General features: G+C 39.8%; 19 protein-coding genes and 1 tRNA gene. 5 read left to right on the top strand and 15 right to left on the bottom strand.

Features of this window, described 5'->3' with window-relative positions:
• Nucleotides 1–14: 14 nt before the first annotated feature.
• From CVU62_14460 to CVU62_14420, 9 genes are all read right to left on the bottom strand, one after another.
• The gene (locus tag CVU62_14460) at nt 15–1,373 is read right to left on the bottom strand and encodes a hypothetical protein (GenBank protein ID PKN36523.1); all 1,359 of its coding nucleotides are present in this window, start codon (nt 1,371–1,373) and stop codon (nt 15–17) included.
• Between the two features lie 7 nt (nt 1,374–1,380).
• Nucleotides 1,381–2,751: a hypothetical protein gene (locus CVU62_14455; protein PKN36522.1), complete on the bottom strand. Its 1,371-nt coding sequence runs from the start codon at nt 2,749–2,751 to the stop codon at nt 1,381–1,383.
• Nucleotides 2,714–3,910 carry a hypothetical protein gene (locus CVU62_14450; protein PKN36521.1) on the bottom strand — a complete coding sequence of 399 codons (1,197 nt, stop codon included), beginning with the start codon at nt 3,908–3,910 and terminating at the stop codon, nt 2,714–2,716. The genes CVU62_14455 and CVU62_14450 overlap by 38 nt, the downstream gene beginning before the upstream one ends.
• A 179-nt stretch (nt 3,911–4,089) precedes the next feature.
• Nucleotides 4,090–5,190, bottom strand: a complete 1,101-nt coding sequence (locus CVU62_14445; protein ID PKN36520.1) for a hypothetical protein — start codon at nt 5,188–5,190, stop codon at nt 4,090–4,092.
• Nucleotides 5,191–5,289: 99 nt separating this feature from the next.
• Entirely contained in the window at nt 5,290–6,345 is a 1,056-nt protein-coding gene (locus CVU62_14440) for a hypothetical protein (protein PKN36519.1), read from the bottom strand.
• Nucleotide 6,346: 1 nt separating this feature from the next.
• Nucleotides 6,347–7,675: a hypothetical protein gene (locus CVU62_14435; GenBank protein ID PKN36518.1), complete on the bottom strand. Its 1,329-nt coding sequence runs from the start codon at nt 7,673–7,675 to the stop codon at nt 6,347–6,349.
• A gap of 49 nt (nt 7,676–7,724) precedes the next feature.
• Nucleotides 7,725–8,594 (bottom strand): hypothetical protein, encoded by an 870-nt coding sequence (locus CVU62_14430; protein ID PKN36517.1) that lies wholly within the window; start codon nt 8,592–8,594, stop codon nt 7,725–7,727.
• A 125-nt stretch (nt 8,595–8,719) separates the two neighbouring features.
• Nucleotides 8,720–9,556 (bottom strand): short-chain dehydrogenase, encoded by an 837-nt coding sequence (locus CVU62_14425; GenBank protein ID PKN36516.1) that lies wholly within the window; start codon nt 9,554–9,556, stop codon nt 8,720–8,722.
• Nucleotides 9,557–9,623: 67 nt separating this feature from the next.
• On the bottom strand, nt 9,624–10,775 hold the full coding sequence (locus CVU62_14420) for a hypothetical protein (GenBank protein ID PKN36515.1): 1,152 nt from the start codon (nt 10,773–10,775) through the stop codon (nt 9,624–9,626).
• Nucleotides 10,776–11,048: 273 nt separating this feature from the next.
• On the opposite strand from CVU62_14420, the gene rplU reads away from it, so the two are divergent.
• From rplU to CVU62_14395, 5 genes are all read left to right on the top strand, one after another.
• On the top strand, nt 11,049–11,360 hold the full coding sequence (rplU, locus tag CVU62_14415) for a 50S ribosomal protein L21 (GenBank protein ID PKN36514.1): 312 nt from the start codon (nt 11,049–11,051) through the stop codon (nt 11,358–11,360).
• Nucleotides 11,361–11,372: 12 nt separating this feature from the next.
• Nucleotides 11,373–11,627 (top strand): 50S ribosomal protein L27, encoded by a 255-nt coding sequence (locus CVU62_14410; protein ID PKN36513.1) that lies wholly within the window; start codon nt 11,373–11,375, stop codon nt 11,625–11,627.
• Between the two features lie 196 nt (nt 11,628–11,823).
• Entirely contained in the window at nt 11,824–12,819 is a 996-nt protein-coding gene (locus CVU62_14405) for a GTPase ObgE (protein ID PKN36512.1), read from the top strand.
• Nucleotides 12,820–12,838: 19 nt separating this feature from the next.
• A complete protein-coding gene (gene proB, locus CVU62_14400) occupies nt 12,839–13,984 on the top strand; it encodes a glutamate 5-kinase (GenBank protein ID PKN36511.1) in 1,146 nt (381 codons plus the stop codon).
• 64 nt (nt 13,985–14,048) lie between these two features.
• The gene (locus tag CVU62_14395) at nt 14,049–15,788 is read left to right on the top strand and encodes a hypothetical protein (protein PKN36510.1); all 1,740 of its coding nucleotides are present in this window, start codon (nt 14,049–14,051) and stop codon (nt 15,786–15,788) included.
• Between the two features lie 24 nt (nt 15,789–15,812).
• On the opposite strand, the gene CVU62_14390 is transcribed toward CVU62_14395, so the two are convergent.
• From CVU62_14390 to CVU62_14365, 6 genes are all read right to left on the bottom strand, one after another.
• Nucleotides 15,813–16,220 (bottom strand): ribonuclease H, encoded by a 408-nt coding sequence (locus CVU62_14390; protein PKN36509.1) that lies wholly within the window; start codon nt 16,218–16,220, stop codon nt 15,813–15,815.
• A 5-nt stretch (nt 16,221–16,225) separates the two neighbouring features.
• Nucleotides 16,226–16,945 (bottom strand): hypothetical protein, encoded by a 720-nt coding sequence (locus tag CVU62_14385; GenBank protein PKN36508.1) that lies wholly within the window; start codon nt 16,943–16,945, stop codon nt 16,226–16,228.
• Nucleotides 16,946–17,162: 217 nt separating this feature from the next.
• Nucleotides 17,163–17,238 (bottom strand) — tRNA-Met (locus tag CVU62_14380).
• Nucleotides 17,239–17,308: 70 nt separating this feature from the next.
• Nucleotides 17,309–19,033 (bottom strand): RNA polymerase sigma factor RpoD, encoded by a 1,725-nt coding sequence (locus tag CVU62_14375; protein PKN36507.1) that lies wholly within the window; start codon nt 19,031–19,033, stop codon nt 17,309–17,311.
• A 20-nt stretch (nt 19,034–19,053) separates the two neighbouring features.
• Nucleotides 19,054–20,823 (bottom strand): DNA primase, encoded by a 1,770-nt coding sequence (locus CVU62_14370; protein PKN36506.1) that lies wholly within the window; start codon nt 20,821–20,823, stop codon nt 19,054–19,056.
• A gap of 48 nt (nt 20,824–20,871) precedes the next feature.
• Nucleotides 20,872–21,318, bottom strand: a complete 447-nt coding sequence (locus CVU62_14365; protein PKN36505.1) for a glutamyl-tRNA amidotransferase — start codon at nt 21,316–21,318, stop codon at nt 20,872–20,874.
• Nucleotides 21,319–21,326: the final 8 nt, after the last annotated feature.

Genomic DNA, 21,326 nt, shown 5'->3' with positions numbered 1-21,326 from the left:
CAAAAACATTCAAACTAATTATTATCATTATGGCACATATTATTTACAATATATTTTCTTTTTCCGGAAGCCAATACAGGTATTTCTTCAACCTCTTCTATCTTTATAACAGCTTTATCACCTAGCAATTTTTCTAATAATGCTTCCATTTCCTTTTGTCTGACAAATCTGTCCTGAGTATTAATCTTCAATGTATAATTTATTTTACTTTCCTGAATAAACTGATATTGCTGAATTTCAGGAAACTGCCAGAAATTAACCGTAATGATATGTGGTGACAGGCGATTGCCATAACAATCAAATACCATATCTACCCTGCGCCCTCCAAAATTTGTTATGGCTTTTTTAGTCACGCCATTTCTCTGAATATAGACAATCGAACCTATATCTCCTGTGTCATAGCGAATCATCGGCATGGCGTAATTGTATAGATCAGTTATTACAAGACGGCCGACTTCTCCTTCCTCTGCCAATATGTCCGAATTCATTTTAAACACTTCGACTATGTAATGAACCTCATTGATGATAAAAGCATTATCTTCAATATCATCCTGCCCGATGATGCCGTTTTCCTGATTAGAGTATCGTGAAAAGCAGCGGCAGTGAAACGCGTTGGATATAATGTTTCTGGTATCATCAAAAAGCATTTCGGAACTGCTAATTATACCGTATACTTTATTTTTGCCGACTTTTGACATTCCTTTTCTCTGAAAGTAATCTTTAAACGCCTCAAAAGTCGACGCATAAGCCAATATCATTGAACCCCAACGGGATGCCTTGTCAATGTCGGATAATATATCTTCAATACGCTTGTCATCCAAATTACATATATCCAGCAACGTCTCATTTTGAATCCATTGGCGCAGTTTAGACTTATAGCTTTCTTCCGAAATCGCCCGTAGATAAATTAATTTTTCTCCCACTAAGTACCCTGCTTTTCCGCTATAATATATTACTTCTGCATGAACCCTCTTCTTCTTTTCATCATTTTGATAGCAGGTAAGCTTTACTCCCGTTGAACCGCTTGTAGTCATAGTGAACAATTTAGTTCTGTCGTATTTGTTCGACATAAAATCATCTTGCTGATTTTTGATTATATTTTTATCAATTATCGGAAAGTCAGACAGGCAATTGCTTTGAATTTTTTTATAGAATTTCGTCGTATTAATTGCGTGTTGCAAAAGTTTTTGCAATATTGATTTTTGATGCTCCGTAAATCTCGCAGAACGACTATCCGTAGCATCAAATGTTTTCAACTCAGTGTATGCTTTTTTTACAGTTCTGCCTTTTAAAGCATCCAAAGACCAAAAAGCCAGGCCTCTCAATTTATGCATTGCGTTTGCTATCATCTCATCAACCACTTTAAAGTCCAAAGAATTCCTAATTGACTTTATAATTGCATATTATTTTTCTAAATTTTCCTGATGAAAGATGCGGTATTTTATCTACGTACTCGATTTCGACAATGGCATCCGGGCCAACCAGTTCCCTGATCGTTTCCTTAAAATCATTATCATCATATAGGCCGCGGGTGCCTTCTAATTTCAAAGTAAATTGTTTGAGACTGTTCTGAATAAGCTGAAATTGAGGCAACTTATCATAACGCCGAAAAGTCAAAGCAACAAAGTGAGGACTTATTTTATTACCCCGCGTGTCGTAGATTATATCCGCCTTTCTTCCGGACAATTCAGTTAAAATATATTTTCGATAACTATTCTCTGCCGAAATTTCCATTATGACTATATCTTCTGTATCATAACGAATTAACGGCATGGCGTAATTATAAAGATCTGTCAGCACTAATCTGGCTGGTTCTCCCAAAGAAGCGGGCTCATCGGAATCAAGCTTTAGCGTTTCAAAAAAGTAATGAGCAGTATTTAAAATGAATTTATCTCCATCATTGGTTTGCTGCGCCAGAAAACCATTTTCGCTGTTGCCGTATCTCGAAACAACTGTACAGCCGAATACTTTCTTAAGCAAGATTTTAGCGCCTGGTTCCAGACGTTCGGCTCCACTGATGACAATTTCAATACTGAACATATCCGGCGTATATCCCTTTTTATCAAAATAAGAGGCAATTGTAGCAAGAAAAGTGGCATAACCGGTCAGGCATTTTATGGAATTGTCCTTATGCAGCATTTGATAGAGCATGTCCATTGATTCGTCGGATAAAAAAGAACAATCAAACATAATCGTGTTATGTGCAATCAGTTCCAGTTTTGCTTTTTTATTACCCGCAAACCACACTCTGGCATAAACATGCCTGTATCCCAACTTAAAACCGCACTGCTCAAGAAAGTATATAAGTTCGGCAATAACTCTTTTTCTCTTTTTTTTATTCAGCAGCATTACAAAACGCTCTCCGGTGGAGCCACTGGTCTGCACTTTGTATAATTTTTCGGTTTTATACTCTGATGAAATAAACTGATCATATTTTTCTTTGACCAGACTCTTTTTTATTACTGGGAAATCCATGATGTTTGAGTAACCCTTGTATTCGCTGTAAAACTCTGTTGTATTGACAGCATGATTAAGAATCTTTATCAAATCATCTGATGAAGCATCAGCTTCACCTCCTAGTTTCTCTTTTAAATCATGAAGATATTTTCTAACATGTCCACCCGTCAAAGCATCAACAAACCAGAACCCATAACGTCTCACATTTTCACTATAAACTTTCACTATTTTCATACTTTCAGGCGACCTTTTGTTTTTATATATCCAGACCCATGGAGGCCAGTTCGCGTTCATTTTCTAAAACATCTTGACGTGTCTCGCCGAGAATCATCCCCGTCAGAAGAGGATGTTTTTCAACATAATTTCCCTTTTCAGGATCACAACTGCCCAGGGGCAGCAGAATGCCTTTAGTCATCGCTCGATAAACTGAGTTGAGCATATCCCGGTAGTTTCCACTGCCTTTCAGACGGCGCAAACGGATTACCGGCTTTTGATGATGTCGATAAACGCTCTGAGAGTAAAGAATTGCAGGTGTAGAACCATTGGCGCGAAAATTTAAATCAAATACCTTGCAAGGCTGCTCTTCCCATACAGCCACATCAATTCCCACAATGCCGTAGTATCCATGTTCATAAGCTGTATGAACGATTGATGCGCCTACTTCGACAGCATCGACCGGGCATACAGTTCCATCTTCAAGCCAATTACCGCAGTAGGCACCCTGATCATCGCTTACCTGTTCCGTAAAACCGAGATAAGTGATGTTTCCGTCATTAGTTATACTGTAATGAAGACATAGATTTCGCCGAATATCCAGCCATTCCTCACAAACCACAAAGCAACAGTCCGCGAAATATGAAGCTGCCTTTTTAACATCATCACCGCTCAGGCAGATACGGACATCAATTCCCCCACCCGTTGATTCATCAGTAACTGCTTTGATGACGACCGGCGCAATCCATTTCCGTTTACTGTTGACAATTCGATCCACCGATACAATTTCACGAAAAGGGACATTTTCTTTCGGAACAAGATTTCCCAGATTCGCTTTATTATTCACAAAAGACAGAACCGGCGGAGCAATCCAGGAGTACTCCGGTGGCATTTCAGATAGAGGATGAACATGTTGCGTTACCATAATCAAACCATCATTGAAAAATTCATGGAGAATCTTCATATAGTCTTTTACATCTGCATAACGATAAATTTTCTTCGGGATCTGAAAACCGGCGTCGCGTAAAAGACTCAGGGCATCAGGCGTGGATACCGAAGCAGCGCAAACAATTGGCATATCTCCGAGGACTGTCAGCATGGACGCAGTCGCCATATCGCGCTCCATAGCACTTTGCGGCAGCCAACGAGAAGCATTTGGTGATGATCGAGCTACAAAAACAGAAGTCGTGCCATAAACGGAGTTAATCAGTTTTAAAGGTTGTAGAGTGGGATTCACCATAGATTCTCTTTCATTTCACTAGCAAAGATTCTTAAGGATCATTTAAAACCTTTTTAAAAAGCTGCCGCATTGGTAATGAAATTTCATTCATCATCGCAGTTGCTTCGATTATACAAAACAAATCGTCTCCGTATACATCAACGCCAAGTTGAAATGGTGCTTATACTAGCAATTCAATCTTACTTAAAATATGTATAAAATTTATCTAAAAAATTATCTTCTAAGACTAAATGAATATATGGATCCCAGCCTTGATTTGCTTCAATAAAAACCGGCCCTTCTTTAGTTATAGCTATATCCCATCCTATAGAATGGGTATTATAAAAATATTTATGCAGATTTGTTGCCAAGTCGATAGCTTTATGACAATATGGAATTTCATAACTATCAAATTTAACTCCTGTTTCAGGATGTCTTTCATATTTTTTCCCACTGTGTTCAGGATGCGTAAAACCATATTTATCCAAAAGACCCGATTCAATATTTAATCGAACTAAAATGCCTCCGGTATGCCAGTTATCAGTTATATTTCCTTCCATACCAATCCTGACTCCCGCGGAAAAAGGCTGAACAGTTTGATTATCAAAACAAGTGACTAATCGTATTGTATTTATAGAATTTGGATTTAATTTTGACATTTTTTCGTGTTGAATTATCTTCTCTTGAATTATATATTTTGAATTTGAAAATAAATCTTTAAATTTATTTTTTGTAACATTTCTATTGTTTATGATTATGTTGCCGTCATTTGCTTGCATGCGGAATATACCTCTACCGGCCCAATCGGCAATGGGTTTACAAATGCAATCTTCGAACAATGATTTCTTTTCAGTTATAATGAAATTCAATGGAAACTCTTCATCTGATTTTGGAAGTATGATCTTATTATTATAAACAACAGCTATTGTTGATGGCACCGGGAAACCTAACGATTCCATGTACTGAGCCGCTATAAATTTATCATGAATAACAATATCATATATTTTTGAATTATTACTAACTTGCATTTTTTTGCGTTCAATTATTTTTCGGCATTGTCTTCCGTTAATATATTTTTGTCTATATTGTGTGTAGTTCTTTCTATCAAATCCCAAAATGTAATAAAATTCATTGGCATGATGAAAGTGAAGAATCCAAATAAAATTATCAATGAAGATGCTTATCCTATTTTTTCTTTCCTCTTCAGGATAATATGTTAATTTGTCGGAATAAATTATATTCTTGATAAATATAGATATATGTTTCTTTATTAAATAAAATATCTGAACACTTTTAACCATTCTACAAGACAATACTCGTTTCCGCACTGTAATCCATCACTCCATAAATAAATATTTCTTTAAGATCTTTTATGTCCGATAAAATAACTATCTATACTTTTAGACAATCACCGCAGTGACTTCGATTTCGCACAACAAATTATCTCTGCATATATCAACGCCAAGCTGGAATAGCGCTCTGTCTCGCGGAAATCCCATCTTATCAAGCATAGCAATACAGGAGCGTATATCTTCACTTCTTTTTAGATAAATGATTGCTTGAGCTATATTAGAATAATCACAACCTTCCTGTTGCAAGATAGCGGATATGATCTCGAGTGTAAATTTCATCTGACTATTAAAGTCTCCTATATAGACCGAATCCCCCTCTTTGTTTATCGAAGCTGTGCCGCTGATCAACAGCAATTTAGATCGGGAAAATTTAACAACAACAGCACGGCTGAACAATTTGCCGTATGCGGTTGGTTCATTTTGCAACGGTGATGAAATTTGTTTTATAGCGACATTATCGCCGGAAAAAGCGCAGAATTGAAATGCCAGGATTTCATTGCCGATAATACGGTTTTGAATACCGGTGCTTGCCGGCAGAAAATGATTAGCGGCCCAATTCCATTTCGCGAAGAATTCTTTTCTGGCTTTATTCAGATCTTCATAATCATCGAGAATGTTTCTCATAAAAAGCCATGTGCGCGCAATCGTCGATTCCTTCATCTGGAAACCACGAAGAACCTCAATTATCTGATGGAAGGCGTCAGCAAAAAGATGTTTATCTTTTCCTTTTCTGCTTAATATGGGCGCGCTGTATAAAAGGTTTAATTTATCCGCAGTGATTTTTATTCCTTGGTTGTTTTTATCAACAACCGATTTCTCTCTATCTATTCTTGCTGCAATTGACGCGTATTGAACGGGAAGTTCAGAACTGCCAATAAACACTAACGGCTTGTTACATCGCGATGGAGCAATGGTTTGAGCAGAATAATCATTTACCTCACCAATCAAATCGGGCGGAACGATTATTGTTTCCTGTAAAATATATATATTATCTTTAGAAAACAGTTCTTCCCGCCATGCAGAGTTTTTTTGAACAATATTTCCGTCTCCTTTAAAGAATTCGAGACAAAAACTGTCTTCCTGTAATATTAAATTTTGTTCCATTTTATGCCTTCAGAGCATTGAAAGAACCAAGGTGTCCGGTAAAACATGAACGGGAATCATAACCTTCAATTTCTTTTTTAATAGAAAATCGTCCCTCTTCAATTGAAGCTACACTGATAAAGCCCGTGCCCGCAGCAAGAACAAACTCGCCGTCTTCTGAAGCGGCTATTCCATAACTATCCTGCTGACAAAGATGAGGTGAATTTAAAACATCGACCTTTTCACCCTTTTCCAGCTCTATAATTTTAAAAAGTTTCATTGAGGCAGCGTCAATTAGAAATACTTTATCCGGATAACCGCTGACACCAATAAGAGTTTTCCCCCTATGGCGAAAGACTATGTGCGTTGTAATCCGATGAAAATCGGGATGCGTAAATTCTCCCGCCGCCTCAGGACCGTTTTTTCCCAAGCGAAGTTTCTTTACAACACCGGCTCCGAAGACACCAACTTTGACTCCGATAAGCCCGATATTGTGACAGGAAACGTAACAGACATCCTGATGGTCAGGATCAAACTCCACATGTCCCGCAGTTGTAATGGGCAATCGCCATTCCTCTCCCGTTTTCAGATTTAAAATAAGTATTCTTGATGAAATCAATTCTCTTCTGCGCTTATGTTTTTCAACTGATCTTTTTTGATTTTCTGATTCGGCAGAAACATTTTCTTCAGAATACAAACCCAGTTCAGTCAAAACAAGAAATTTTCGGTCCGAGCTTAACAACAGCTGGTGCAATGAATCGCTGAAATCTCCTTGCCATACCTGATCGATGCTTTTTTTCTGAAGGGAAGATTTCCATATCGTTACGCGGATATTTTCCCGCGGCTTCAAAATACGCCGAGCGGTTCCTTCAACCGGCCATGATGCAAACCATAATTCGCCCGTCGTTTTATCAAACCAGTTGGTTGTCGAAAGCATCTCATTTCCGATTTCGGGATCAATTAATTTAGCACACTGAGAACTAAAATCTATGTGTAAAAAGCGGTTGAATAGATTCAATCCCACCTGAATCAAGCTATTTTCAAGAGGAAGATAGCTATGCGGAGCAAGACAATATTCCCACCACTGACTCTCTGTTTGTCCATAAGGAAATTTATCCTTATCTACCGACCATTTACATTTTTCTTTTACCAGGTCCGGTTCACAATTCTTTCCCTCGCCTTTGAGATCAACACGCAGAGAAATAACCGAACGTTTTGATGATTGAAATAAATAATGAGTTTGAGCCGTTTCTCCTTTGTGTATGGAAGGACTTATGAAATCGGGAAAGTTAAAACCATTCAAAGCAAACGGCCGGTTACTCTCCGATACAGTCAGACTGAATTGTTTCATAAAGAATACCTTTTGCTGTTAATTACCAGTTGTTGTTATTATCAATTTGCTAGAAGATCAATTTCAATTCTTTGGGTAAAACTTTGAAAGAAAAATTAGTTCGTTTTTCCTTTTCCGGATCGCCGTTGCGCTGTAGTAACTGCTCCGTCGAAGAAGTGATATTAATTTCTTTGGACTTATAATACTCACCTATTCTGTTTCCTCCCAGAAGAGACGTTGCAAGAGCATATAGCGTGCTAACCGGTCCCGCGTTAAGTATCAGGAGATGCAGGTATCCGTCATCAAATTGAGCTTGTGGCACGACTTTAAAGCCGTATCCATAAAAGGGAAGTTTTGTGATAACAGCAGTCAGAGAGTGGGAAGCGGTCACTTCTTTATTATTCATTGAAATCCGCAAATCCGCGTTAACATAACCGCCAAACAAAACTTTAAGCGTCGCCAATGCATAGGCCGTAAGACCGCGCCAGTTATTTTTTAAATACTCATCCCGTTCCAGCAGAATACTTCCCTCAATGCCAATACTTGCGAACAAAGCTTTCGTCTTCCCGTCACAACAGATGACGTCTACGAAATGTTCCTTTGCGGTCTGAATAAAACGGGCATTTTCCCTGGGGCAACGCGGCAAATTAAACGTGTGCCGTAATACATCACCAGAACCAAAAGGCAAATATCCCAAGGGCACATCCTTGGAAACACTGTTCATTACCAGATAAAATGCTCCATCACCTCCGGCCACAAGCAGTATCTTCACTTTCCGGGAAAGTTCACAAGCACATTGACTGAATTCTTCCGGAGATTTTGTATCCAAACCTGCGATGGTCACATCTTTCAGAATACCGGCTACTTCATTCAAAATTTTGCGTTTATCATCCAGAGAACATTTGCCGGAAACAGGATTAGCGATAATTCCGTATTTCATTTTGTCTCACTTCCACATTGTATTTTGATGATAAATTGATTTTTGACATTAAATTTATAAGTAGCATAATTTATTGTTTCAAGAGAATTATGGATTATATGCTGATTGTTGTCAAACTTTTAGCTTCAACCTGCTGAAAGTTTATTAAGTCCGAATTTTTTACTGAGCAACGCGTCAGTGAGCGCGCGCGGAAACCTGGCAATAAGGGGAAGCAGTGTCGAATCCTTCCCGACGCGGATGAACTTCGGCGTTTTTTTCCGTTCAAGTTTATCGACAAGCTCTTTCGCGAATACTTCCGCGGGAGTTGCGTTTTCCTGCGAAGCGTTTGCCCGCGCAACAATAAATTCTTGTATCGGACCATAAGGGGTTTTTCTGAAACGGCCGAGCCCTTTATCGGCGTTGCCGGACAGATTCGATTTGATGCCTCCAGGCTGCACGGTAACAACGTTAATACCGAAGGGTGCTAGTTCCATGCGCAGAGAGTCGGATAAAGCGGTCACAGCCGCTTTTGTGGAACAATAAGCGCCGGCAAATGGCGTGGGTAATACTCCCGAAACACTGCTGATGTTCACTATTTTGCCCGATTTTCTCTTAATCATGTGAGGGACGGCTGCACGGGTTAGCGCGTTGAGTCCTATCACGTTAGTTTCAAACTGATGCCGCAATTCGCTGGTTTCCAGTTCAACCAGAGGTCCAATAAGAAGAAGCCCCGCGTTGTTGACCAGCATGTCAATCCGGCCGGTTTTAGTGATGACAGAATCTACACAAGCCTTTATAGATGTTTCATCAGTTACATCCAGGACGGTTACATCCACGTTTGGGGCTTTCAGATCATTGATAACTTCCGGTTTTCGGGCGGTAGCAAATACCCGCCAGTTACGCGCGGCAAATTCTACCGCCAGCGCGCGACCTATTCCCGTTGAACATCCACTGATAAGCACTACTGGAGCATTAGTGTTCATGGCAAACCTCCAAAATCTTTAAAGCATGAATTTGTTTTATAATGACGATCCCCCCGTTTCTGTCGGTTCATGTTCGCATCAACCACTGTAAAACACCCTTTTTCAAGTTAATGGCAGCCTCCGGACAAGTTTCCATGCAGCAAAAACAACGGATACATTTTCGGTAATTATACCGGGGTACTTTGGCGTCATCAGCTTTAGCAATAGCGTCAGCCGGACACACCGTCATACAGTTGTAGCAAAGCGTACAGGCATCAACTCTCGGCACAGGTTTTTCTACAAAAAGATTTTTGATCGTCGGGGATGTTAAAGGCCATATTACGCCTCCTCTCACAACGCTCTTCGGCGGCAAAAAATCATTTATTCGCATTTCTTCCAGAGATTCGCCCCTCATCTGTATGTCATCAGGCGATTTAACTCCATATCCGCGCCGGAATCCCTCCGTAAGAGTAAAGACTTTTTTCATTTTGAGGCCCACCAGGTTGACTGCAACATAATCCAAGGCCACGGCATCGCCCCCTACTATAACGGCTCCTATATTTTTCGGCTTTCCTGAAGGGCCAGGCCCCTCACCTTCCATACCTACAACAGCATCCATGACATGAATAAATTTTTTCGGCTTTTCAAAGCCGTTCAGCAATCCACCGTACAAATCAAGCAAAAACTCGGCAAATTCCATTTGAGACGGCGCCCTCATGTGCATCCTCGCTTTACTTAATCCGGGCATCACTCCGAATAAATTCTTAACCGCTCCTGTATAATGCGTAAAACCATGCGTTTTGAGCTTTGGCATGTTGATTATATAGTCAACATCAAAGAACGCTTTGGAAATATCGATATTTTTATAGCTATGTGCCAAAGGAAATCGCAGTGTCTGAGTAACATTTATGTCGGCAATTTTAATTTCCAGATCGTTTACAATTTCGGCAAGGCCGGTTTTTTTAATGGTCGGTTTCAAGGCGAAAAGATTAGGCGATTCGATTAAAACGATATCGTTCGTGTAATCACGTACGATTTGAGCAACGGCTCTAAAAAGCTCCGGATGCGTAGTCACGGCGCGTTCAGGATTAACCGGCATGAGCAGATTGGGCTTCAGACACACTCGTTTATTTTTTAACTCTGCCGGATCAAAGCCTATCTGTCTCAATCCCGCCAGAATTTTTTCTTTAAGGATTTTGTTATCGTACCGAGCACATTTTTGCAGAGAAATTACAGCCATATCATCCTCTCAGCGTAATATCATTCTGAAGGAGCCGGAAAACTGAAAGTCGTGAAATCATACATTGTCCTCTTTTTAATTCTAACTTAGTAACTTTAATTAAATATTAAAGTTTATCAACCTTTATTTTGTGGTATCAATTCAGCTACTTAGCTATAAATCGAACCCAAAATAAAATATTTCCCATCAAAACTTAAATTCTATTGACAAAAAGATCCATTTTATCTATAAGCTACAGGTTCAATTTCAATTTTAAGTAAGAAGGGTATGCTTATGTATGCAGTAATAAAAACAGGTGGGAAACAGCACAAGGTAACAGAAGGTGATGTTTTATCCGTGGAAAAACTTATGGGTGAAAAGGGAGATGAAGTTGTTTTTAACGAAGTCCTGATGGTCTCCGACGATAAAGAAGTAAAAATCGGCAAACCTTTTGTAGATGGCGCCAAAGTGGTCGGCAAAATTATCTCTCAAAAGAAAGGTCCGAAACTTATAGTTTACCATATGATACGACGCAAAGGTTTTCATAAGAAAACCGGACATCGCCAGAATTTAACCAATATGAAAATAACAAAGATTTCAATATAAGCGGAGGAAGTCATGGCACATAAAAAAGGTCAAGGAAGCTCCCGCAATGGTAGAGACAGTAATTCTCAAAGACGGGGCATAAAAGTGTTTGCCGGCCAGAAAATCAACGCGGGCTCTATCATTGTGCGACAGGTAGGAACAAAAATTCACCCGGGCAATAACGTGGGATTGGGTAAGGATTTTACTATTTTCTCGCTGATTGACGGCGTGGTAAAATATGAAAGGCTTGATAAAACGAGAAAAAAAGTGAGCGTTTACGCATCATAAAAATGATAGCTGGATATTTTAATAAAAAAGGCGCTTACACCAAGCGCCTTTTTATTTTAGTGAGACCCGCTGAGAGCGAACGAAGTGAAACTCAAAGCGTTGGTCGAACTATCCCAGGAGCGAAGCGACGCGGGATGGTGATGTCGAAATATAAAGATATTTATTTTAACTAAAAAAATCTATCCGGGCACTATTTATGAAATTTGTTGATGAAGCAAAAATTTATGTCAAGGCCGGTCACGGCGGAAAAGGTTGTGTGAGTTTCCGGCGTGAAAAATTCGTGCCGAAAGGCGGCCCCGACGGCGGTGACGGTGGCAAAGGCGGCGATGTTATTTTCCGCGCGACGGAAAGCCATCACACCCTGCTGGATTTAAAATATCAACAGCATCAATTTGCTAAAAATGGCGGTCACGGCTCAGGCAATCATCGCACCGGCAAAAGCGCTGAAGATCTTGTCGTTGCCGTGCCGGTGGGAACAATCGTAAAAAATTTTGAAACAGGGGAAGTGTTCGCCGACTTATCTCAACCGGAACAAACTTTTATCGTCGCTCACGGCGGCATTGGCGGTAAAGGAAACGCTCATTTTACAACATCCACACATCAGACACCCCGCTTCGCTCAAGATGGAATGGAGGGTGAGGAATTTACTCTCAAACTGGAATTGAAATTGCTGGCTGATGTAGGCATTATCGGTTTTCCCAACGCCGGGAAGTCAACTTTTATTTCTCGCGTGTCGGCAGCAAAACCCAAAATAGCTGATTACCCTTTCACCACTATTACACCGCATCTGGGAGTTGTAAAATATTCAGACAGTAAAAGTTTTGTCATTGCCGATATACCGGGCCTCATCTCCGGCGCGCATGATGGCCTGGGCATGGGCATCAAATTTTTAAAACATATAGAAAGAACATCCCTGCTGCTGCACATTATTGATATTTCCACGGAGCCCAATACCAACGCCTGGTCTAATTTTACCGCTATCAATAAGGAGTTAGAGCATTATAATCCCGAATTGTTGGAAAAACAGCAAATTGTGGCTCTTAATAAAATAGACCTGCCCTATGTGAAAGAAAACGCCAAAAAAGAAGTTGCTCTATTCAAAAAAAAGGGCATAATATTGCATCCTTTTTCCGCTGTTACCGGAGAAGGAATGAAAGAAATTCTAAACAAGATAATTAAAATATTAAATTAAGCCGGACGCAAATAAAGTCATGAAAAATATTCGCCGGGATGTCCTAGTCAATGCCAAAATAATTCTTATCAAGGTCGGTTCTGCAGTCCTGACCGGTAGTGACGGCCTGGATCTAAAAATCATTGATTCGCTGGTGTCGGATATGTCCAGTTTGGTACAAAAAGGATATTCTGTAGTATTGGTAACTTCCGGTGCGATTGTTTCAGGCAAACATCGCATGAATATTACTGAAAACCTTAAAAGCATTCCCGAAAAACAAGCCGCAGCCGCTATCGGTCAGGGAAGATTAATGCGCGTCTATTCCAAATCTTTCGAAAAAAACGGACTTTATGTCGCTCAAATACTTTTGACGTTTTCCGATGTTACCGATCGCCAGAGATATTTGAATATCCGCAACACTCTTTCGACGCTGATGGAATGGGGAGCCATTCCTATTATCAATGAAAACGATACCGTCGCTGTTGATGAAATAAAATTCGGAGATAACGACAATCTTGCCGCAATGATCGCCAACATAATTGAAGCCGATCTTTTTATTAACCTGACAAGCATTGACGGCCTTTATGATTGCAATCCGATGGTATCTAAAAAAGCTAAACTTATACGAGTTGTCAGTGAATGTTCTGAAGAAATTGAAGCCGCCGCTACGGATGAAACGTCATCCGCGGGCACAGGAGGAATGAAAAGCAAATTTCAGGCTGCCAAGAAAGTTACCGCTATCGGCATTCCCTGCATTATAGCTCCGGGGAAAAAGAAAAAAGTTTTAATTGATATCATGGAGGGCAAAGAAATAGGCACGCTGTTTTTGCCTATGTCACATCGCCTGAACAGTAAGAAATACTGGATCGCTTTCACCCTGCGTCCCCGAGGCAAACTTATAATTGACGATGGAGCAAAAAAAGCATTATTGGAGAAAGGAAAAAGCCTGCTTCCTTCGGGCATCGTCGACGTGGAAGGAGATTTTAATCTGGGTGATCCGGTGGTCTGTATTGACCGCAAAGGCTCAATTCTAGCCAAAGGATTAGTTAATTTCAGCTCCACTGAAATAAACAGAATCAAGGGACTGAAAACATCTCAGATCAACCAGGTTCTGGGTCATAAAGATTATGACGAAGTAATCCACCGCGATAATCTGGCTATAACTAAACAAAACATGAAAAAATAAGATTTAATACTAAAATATTACCTTCTTTATTTTTCCTCAGCAAACGAATGTTCATAGTTAACTCATGCAGAAGCAATGTCGCAGCAAAAAAATAATGCACAACCAGAGAGTTATAATAGCAATTATACTTATTATTGTGCAAACTATCTTCTGCGGCTGCAATTCTGCAATACGCAACAAGACCGAGCACTTTACAGGTACTGCTGAGTATACTGTCTATCCTCAAACCATCTATGTTGGAATTCACAAGAAGGTCTGTATTGACCTTTCCATTACACCGGAAAAGGCAGAAAATCCCGTGTTTTCGGTTGACACAACCGGTATTGGTCAAAATATCCAGATTTTTCCCTATATCACGACACAAGGTCAAAAACGCTACTGCATTTATTTAACACTATCTCCCGAGATTAAACCCGGCCATTACAAAATCCCGATACAAGTCACCTTCGCCAAAGTTGCCCCAATATACACCATAGCAGACATCCACATTGCACTCCCTCCAATCTCTGGAGAATCTCCTGTCCTGTCACAAACACAACAAATACTGTCGGATACTGAGGTGAAAACGCGTTTTATTGAAGGCAATGGTGTGGAATTTCTGGACAATGGCAAATATGCCTTTGAGCAATGGTTGAATTTGCTCGCCGGCGCTCAACATACCATATACCTGCAAACTTACTACCTGGAAGACACTGGACAAACCGCACGTCTGATCGAGATGCTCAAAAACAAGGCGGCAAAAGGTATTGATGTTAAGCTAATTATTAACCGCTATACACAGTTGGGCACATCATCGCTGGCTTATCTCAATTTAAAACGGCATGGCATAGAAGTAATCCTTGGCGGTGATCTCAGTCTGCCCCACAGTGTTAGTACCATATCCTCGCCTTGGTATAAAAAAATGCAGGACAATTATCTGCTCTATAAATCCCTGCCTCAGGACAACCCTTTCCGGCGCTGGGAGGAAGAACGCGGTAAGGGTCAGATCATGATCGACTATGCCATTCATGAAAAAATGCTCATTGTCGATGGTCAAAAGGCGATTATGGGTGGCCGCAACTTAACAGAGAGTTATTTTTTCTGGTATAAGGATCTCGATATCCTCTTGAGTGGACCTATTGTGACTGAACTGGACAAGGCCTTTCGGCAAAACTGGCTGACATTCGGTGGAGGAACACTGAACAATCATGCCCCTTCTATAGAGCCTCTGCCCCAAGGAATACCAGCCCGACTGGTACACTCCCGACCATGGGACGGCTCATACACCAACTTGGACGAACTGGTCCACGCTTGCCTTATGGCCCAATCCAAGATCTATCTTACATCACAATATTTAGCCTTACCGCTAAAATTGCAGAACGCACTGATAGACGCCGCACGCAAGGGGATTGATGTGCGTATCCTGACCAACTCTTATGAAACCGGTCAGGAATTAGCCATGTCGCTTTGTCACTACATTTCACTGAACTATTACCGCGACCTGCTGGTCGCAGGGGTACGCATATACGAATATGGTTGCGACCCAAACCTTAAACAGAAACCATATTATCACGTTAAACAATTCATTATCGATGGAAAATGCGTGGCCGTTGGTTCTTATAATCTCTCGCTCCGGAGCGCTTATCTCGAATCAGAAATAATGGTTTACATAGCTGATAAATCCGTGGCCACCGCACGCGAAAAGCTTTTCCTGAAAGAGCTTGATTTGAACACACAGGAAATCTTTTTCGCAGATCTGGCGCACAAAGAAGAAAAATTCGGCACGGCTATAAATCTGGCAAGAATTTTTGAAATCCTGTATTGAAATTAGGGACAACATCCAATTGGATTAATTTTCATCAATCGCCAGATTGGCCAACCTATCGGCATGACTGTTGTGAAGCCGGGGAACGTGTCTAACCGCAACTGAATCAAAAGAAGCCATTAAGCCTCGGATATCTTTCATTAGAATCTTCAGGTTTTCATTTTTAACACGGTAGGAACCGTTGATTTGCTTAGTCAGAAGTTCTGAATCGAGATAGACTTCCAGATTCTTATAACCATTATCAAGAGCGCCATTTAGTCCCATAATTAGCGCTCTGTATTCAGCGATGTTATTGGTACAATGTCCCAAATATTCCTTGCCTTCCCAAACAACATTTTCCCGATCATCCGTTATGACAGCACCAGCGCCACCAACACCAGGATTGCCACGGCAAGCGCCATCACTGAATAATTTATAATTTTTCTCCATCATAGGACTTAAGCCGGTTTCTCCATATCCTGAAAATACATTATCCGGTCACAATTGGGACAACTAAGCAACTCTTCCGATCTTTGCAATTCATTGTAAAGCTGCGGCGGAATATTCATATGGCATCCGTTGCAAACCGATTTCCAAACGGAAATTACACCGATGCCCTGATTTCTTTTTTTTATTTTTTCATATTTAGCCAGGAGATCTTCAGCAACATTCTTTCTCAAATCAATACGCTTCTTTTCCCAATCCAAAATATCGGCATCTATTGTATTCAGATCGTTCTCGATTATTCTCTTTTCCTGTTCGTATTTGTTTTTGCTCTGTTTTAAAATTTCCTCATCTTTTTTTACTAAAATAGAAAGTTTATCCAACTCTTCCAATATCGAGATTATTTCCGTTTCAATGTTACCGCGCGATGATTCCGCAATGTCTATTTCCTTGAGCATAGCCTGGTATTCTTTATTGTTCTTAACCTCCAGCAACCTTTCTTTTGTTTTTACAATGCCCTCATTGAGTCTTTTAATCTTGTTTTCACTTTCCGTATGGCGGGATTTCAGTTCATCATACTTTGTTTTGTTTTTCTCGATTCCTTCTTTAAAAGAGTTGAATTCTTTATCCAGCTTATCTGTATCTTCCGGTAGTTTTTTTTTCTTGGCGGATAAATTGACTAACTGCGAATCACATTCCTGAAGTTTTATTAATAATAATAAATTCTCTTTCAATAACTTTCTCCTTCTTCTATTGTAATTTTGGATAAAAAAAATGCACCTTCCAGGGGTGCATTTTTTAAGGATAAATCTTTATAGTTTTATCATCTGTACCGTGTAATGATGACACTGTTCGTCCCATCACGGCAGTTACAAATGTTGTTAAACCTCCTTTGCCTTTACGAAAAATGATTTTCCCTATGGTCGTCATTGCTTTCCTTCTCGTTTTATCTGGTGGGCCCACCTGGAGTCGAACCAGGGACCTACCGGTTATGAGCCGGTGGCTCTACCAGTTGAGCTATAGGCCCCCCATTTTCTTTGTTATATGTCAAATGAAACTTGATATATTCAAATAGAAAGATTGTCAATACTATTTTACTATTTTGCTGAACGTTTCTTCGATTTATCCTTCACTTTTTTTAATACAGGGGCTTCAATAACTTCGGTAACTTCCGTAAATGTCTCTGTTAAATCCGTTGACGTTCTTTCTTCTCCCATCAAAGAATTTAAACGGTCGCTAATACCAAAACGCATTCGTAAAACTTTCTCTTCACGCGAAGTCAGTGTTTTTAATATTTTTCGCGTTTGTTCCGCCAAATCTATATTAATTGTTGCTTCCGAAGGAGATATGATTTTCTTATCTTCGATAAAATCGCCTAAATGGCTGTCTTCTTCTTCGCCTATAGGAGTTTCCAAAGAAATCGGTTCTTTTGCAATTTTTAATACTTTCCTGACTTTTTCCAGCGGATATTCCATTTTATTGGCTATTTCTTCAGGAGTAGGCTCTCGGCCTAACTCCTGCACCAGATAACGGGAAGTGCGAATAAGCTTGTTGATTGTCTCAATCATGTGAACAGGAATTCTTATAGTACGCGCTTGATCAGCAATAGCCCGTGTGATCGCCTGTCTGATCCACCATGTAGCATAAGTAGAAAATTTATAACCACGCTGATACTCAAATTTATCTACGGCCTTCATCAAACCGATATTGCCTTCCTGAATCAAATCTAGAAACTGCAATCCACGATTAGTGTATTTTTTAGCAATACTCACAACCAACCGTAAATTTGCTTCTACAAGCGTTCGTTGAGCTATTTCCGCTTTTCTTTCACCCTCTTCTATCGTCTTAATAATCGTTTTAAGAGCTGTTGCTGATATGCCTACTTCCTTCTCAATTTGCCTTATCTTTTTATGCGCTTCCCTGACTACCGCATCATTTTTTTTAGACGGTTTCACCTGAATAACTTCTTTTTTGGCAACGCCTCTTTTATCTTTTTTCGACTTAGCTGCGGTTGTTTTTGTTTCTTTTTTGTAAGGTGCAGTAACTTTTTCCGCTACTTCAATTTCATCCGCCGAATTCCGCAGGCGTTCAATAAATCGATGAATTTGTTTTTTACTGAAACGAACCTTCCGGCAAAGGGTGATAATGTTTTTTGTGTTTTTCTCCAAGTCGGCTTTTAATAATTCTCGCTTCTTAATACTTAAAGTACTGGACTTGAGCTTCGCGCGCAAAATATTATTTTCATCATTAAATTTCCTAATTCTGCCTATCAGTTTCAGAATTCTTTCCTTATGTTCATCCTCTTCCATGAAGCCTTCTTCATCTTCAATATTGTCGACAACGTGTTTGCTCTTAATTTCACCGCTTATCAGTTTATCGCCGATATTGAACACTTCATTAATCGAAACGGACAGACGAAAAATTGCCGACATTGTTTCGCGCGCGCCTTCTTCAATTTTTTTGGCTATTTCCACTTCCCCTTCGCGACTCAACAGAGAAACCGATCCCATCTCGCGCAGATACATTTTTACCGGATCGCCGGTTTTGTCTGCGGTGGAAACCAGAGCCAGCATTTCCTTAAAATTAGTGGTGCCAATGCTTATATCTTTAACCGGTTTTTTCACAGTCAACTTTTCGCCCTGCTCGGTATCAATGATATCAATATTCTTTTCTCCAAAAAGCATAATAATATCATCAATTTGTTCCGAAGATGTAACATCTGGCAGCAATGTATCGTTGACATCGTCGTAAGTTAGAAAACCTTTTTCTTCGCCCAGTAAAATTAATTTATTAACTTCATCAGACTGTACTTCTTTTGCCATTGGGCATCTCCTAAGTTTTATTATTTGTTAATTAAACTTCTTTCTTCTCTCATCAAATTCTGTTTCTGGCAAGTCAGATTATTAATCATTTCTTCATTGCCGCTTTCTTCCGCTTGCTTCAACTTGAGCTGAATTTGACGTTGTTGCTCCTTATACCATTTCCCTTTTATTTTTCTTACAGTATCAGTAAAATCTTTTCCCATCGTTTTATCATCCATCGGTGATTCATTAATACTCAATTGATATATTTTTTCACGCAAAGACCGATCACCATCGTTTGATAAGATAACGTTGATATCTACGAAACCCAAAAGTTTATATGCTTCAATAATTTTTTCTCCCAGAGTCTTCAATTCCGTGTGCAGAAAATAATCCAACACCTTTTCACTTTCCACCTGACCTGTTTTCTGTGGATACTCCAGCAATAGAAGGATTAAATGAACTTCTACCGGATCAATGTGAACCTTAATATTTTGTTTTTCGCCGGTTGTTTTTTGTTTTATCTGTACTCCTTTTTTATAAAGTTCTTTTTTTAACAGTTCCTGATTGATACCCAATTTTTCTGCAATGCGCTTAATAAAAAGATTTTTTTCTATTTCATCGTCAATCTTATTGATAAATTCCATGGCGGTTTTTATCATATCCCTTTTATCTTCAAAAGTTTTACCGCCGCCCAAAACATTATCAATATAGTAATCACTTATCGCCGGAGCATTGGCAATCAGTTCATCGAGCTTATCTTTACCATATTTTTTTATATAATCATCGGGATCGTATTTTTCCGGTAAAATTAACGCCCTGGCCCGCATTCTCATGCCTAAGAATAATTCCAGACTACGGTCAAGCGCTTTTATGCCCGCTTCATCCGGATCAAAAAGTGCAACAACTTCAACCGTATAACGGCGCAGGAGTTCAAGATGCTCCCGGGTTAGCGCGGTACCTAATGTAGCAACAACATTGCAGATACCTGCATTCCACAAAGAAATCAAATCAAAATATCCCTCAACAATAAGAGCAAAACCTTTTTTGCGAATTGCTTCTTTTGCTTTGTTCAGACCGTATAAATTCTTTCCCTTAATATAAACCGGCGATTCCGGTGAATTGAGATATTTCGGCTCGCCCTTCTCCATAATTCGGCCGCCAAAAGCCACTATTTCACCAAAAACATTCTCAATGGGAAAAATAAGACGGCTACGAAACCGGTCATAATAACTCCCCTCTTTCCCGGTGATTACCAAACCCGCCTGTTCGGCCAACTTCAGGGATAAACCGCTGCTTTCAATGTAATCTGTCAAAGAACGCCATGTATCGGGAACATATCCCAACCGGAATTGCTTGATGGTTTCCTCGGAAATACTTCTGTTTTGCAAATATTCACGGGCAACTTTACCTGCCCCGGAAGAAAGATTGCGACTGAAATGCTGTGCCGCTCTTAAATTCAAATTAATTATGCTTTCCTTCAGTGAATCCTTCTGCTGAGCTCCTTTGCCGGAGAGCATCGGCGGCAAAACAACTCCCGTTTTTTCCGCCAAAATTTTAATTGCTTCCGGAAAAGTTTTATCGGCAATTTTCATCAAAAACGTAACGACATTGCCGCCCTCACCGCAGCCAAAACAGTAAAATATCTGCTTATCGCGATTTACTGTAAATGATGGAGTTTTTTCCTGATGAAACGGACATAGCCCTGTAAAATTCCGTCCTGCTTTTTTCAAAGTAAGATATTCGGAAGCCAGTTCTACAATATCTACTCTGCTTTTGATTTCTTCAATCTTATTATCATCAAAACGCATTGAGTATTTTACCTGTTTGAAATTTAAACCTGTCTACACTCCAACGTTTTATTGGGATAATAGTGCTTTAACTTTTTCGCCAACCATTTTACCATCAGCCTTACCGGTCAGTTGCGTCATTAATAGTTTCATTACTTTTCCCATATCTTTGACCGAAACAGCTCCTACTTCCGCAATAGTTTTCCTGATTACATTATCAACATCATCATCCGACATTTGCTCAGGCATGAATTCCTGCACAACTTTCAGTTCCGCCTCTTCTTTTTCCACCAAGTCAGTTCTTCCACCTTGGGCAAACTGTTCTATAGAATCTTTCCGTTGCTTGACTATCGCGGAAAGAATCTGCAGTGTTTCGTTCTCGTTTAACGGCCGCATTAATTCAATTTCCTTGTTATGCAAAGCTGTTTTTAACATGCGAATAGCCGAAAGCCGAATCTTATCCTTGGCTTTAGCAGCTGTAACCATTTCAGCATTTACCTTGGTATTAATATCCATAATATTCA

Source organism: Deltaproteobacteria bacterium HGW-Deltaproteobacteria-2 (assembly GCA_002840505.1).
In the GTDB taxonomy this organism is placed as follows: Bacteria; Desulfobacterota; Syntrophia; order Syntrophales; family Smithellaceae; genus Smithella.
This window is presented reverse-complemented; position numbering and strand designations above follow the sequence as displayed.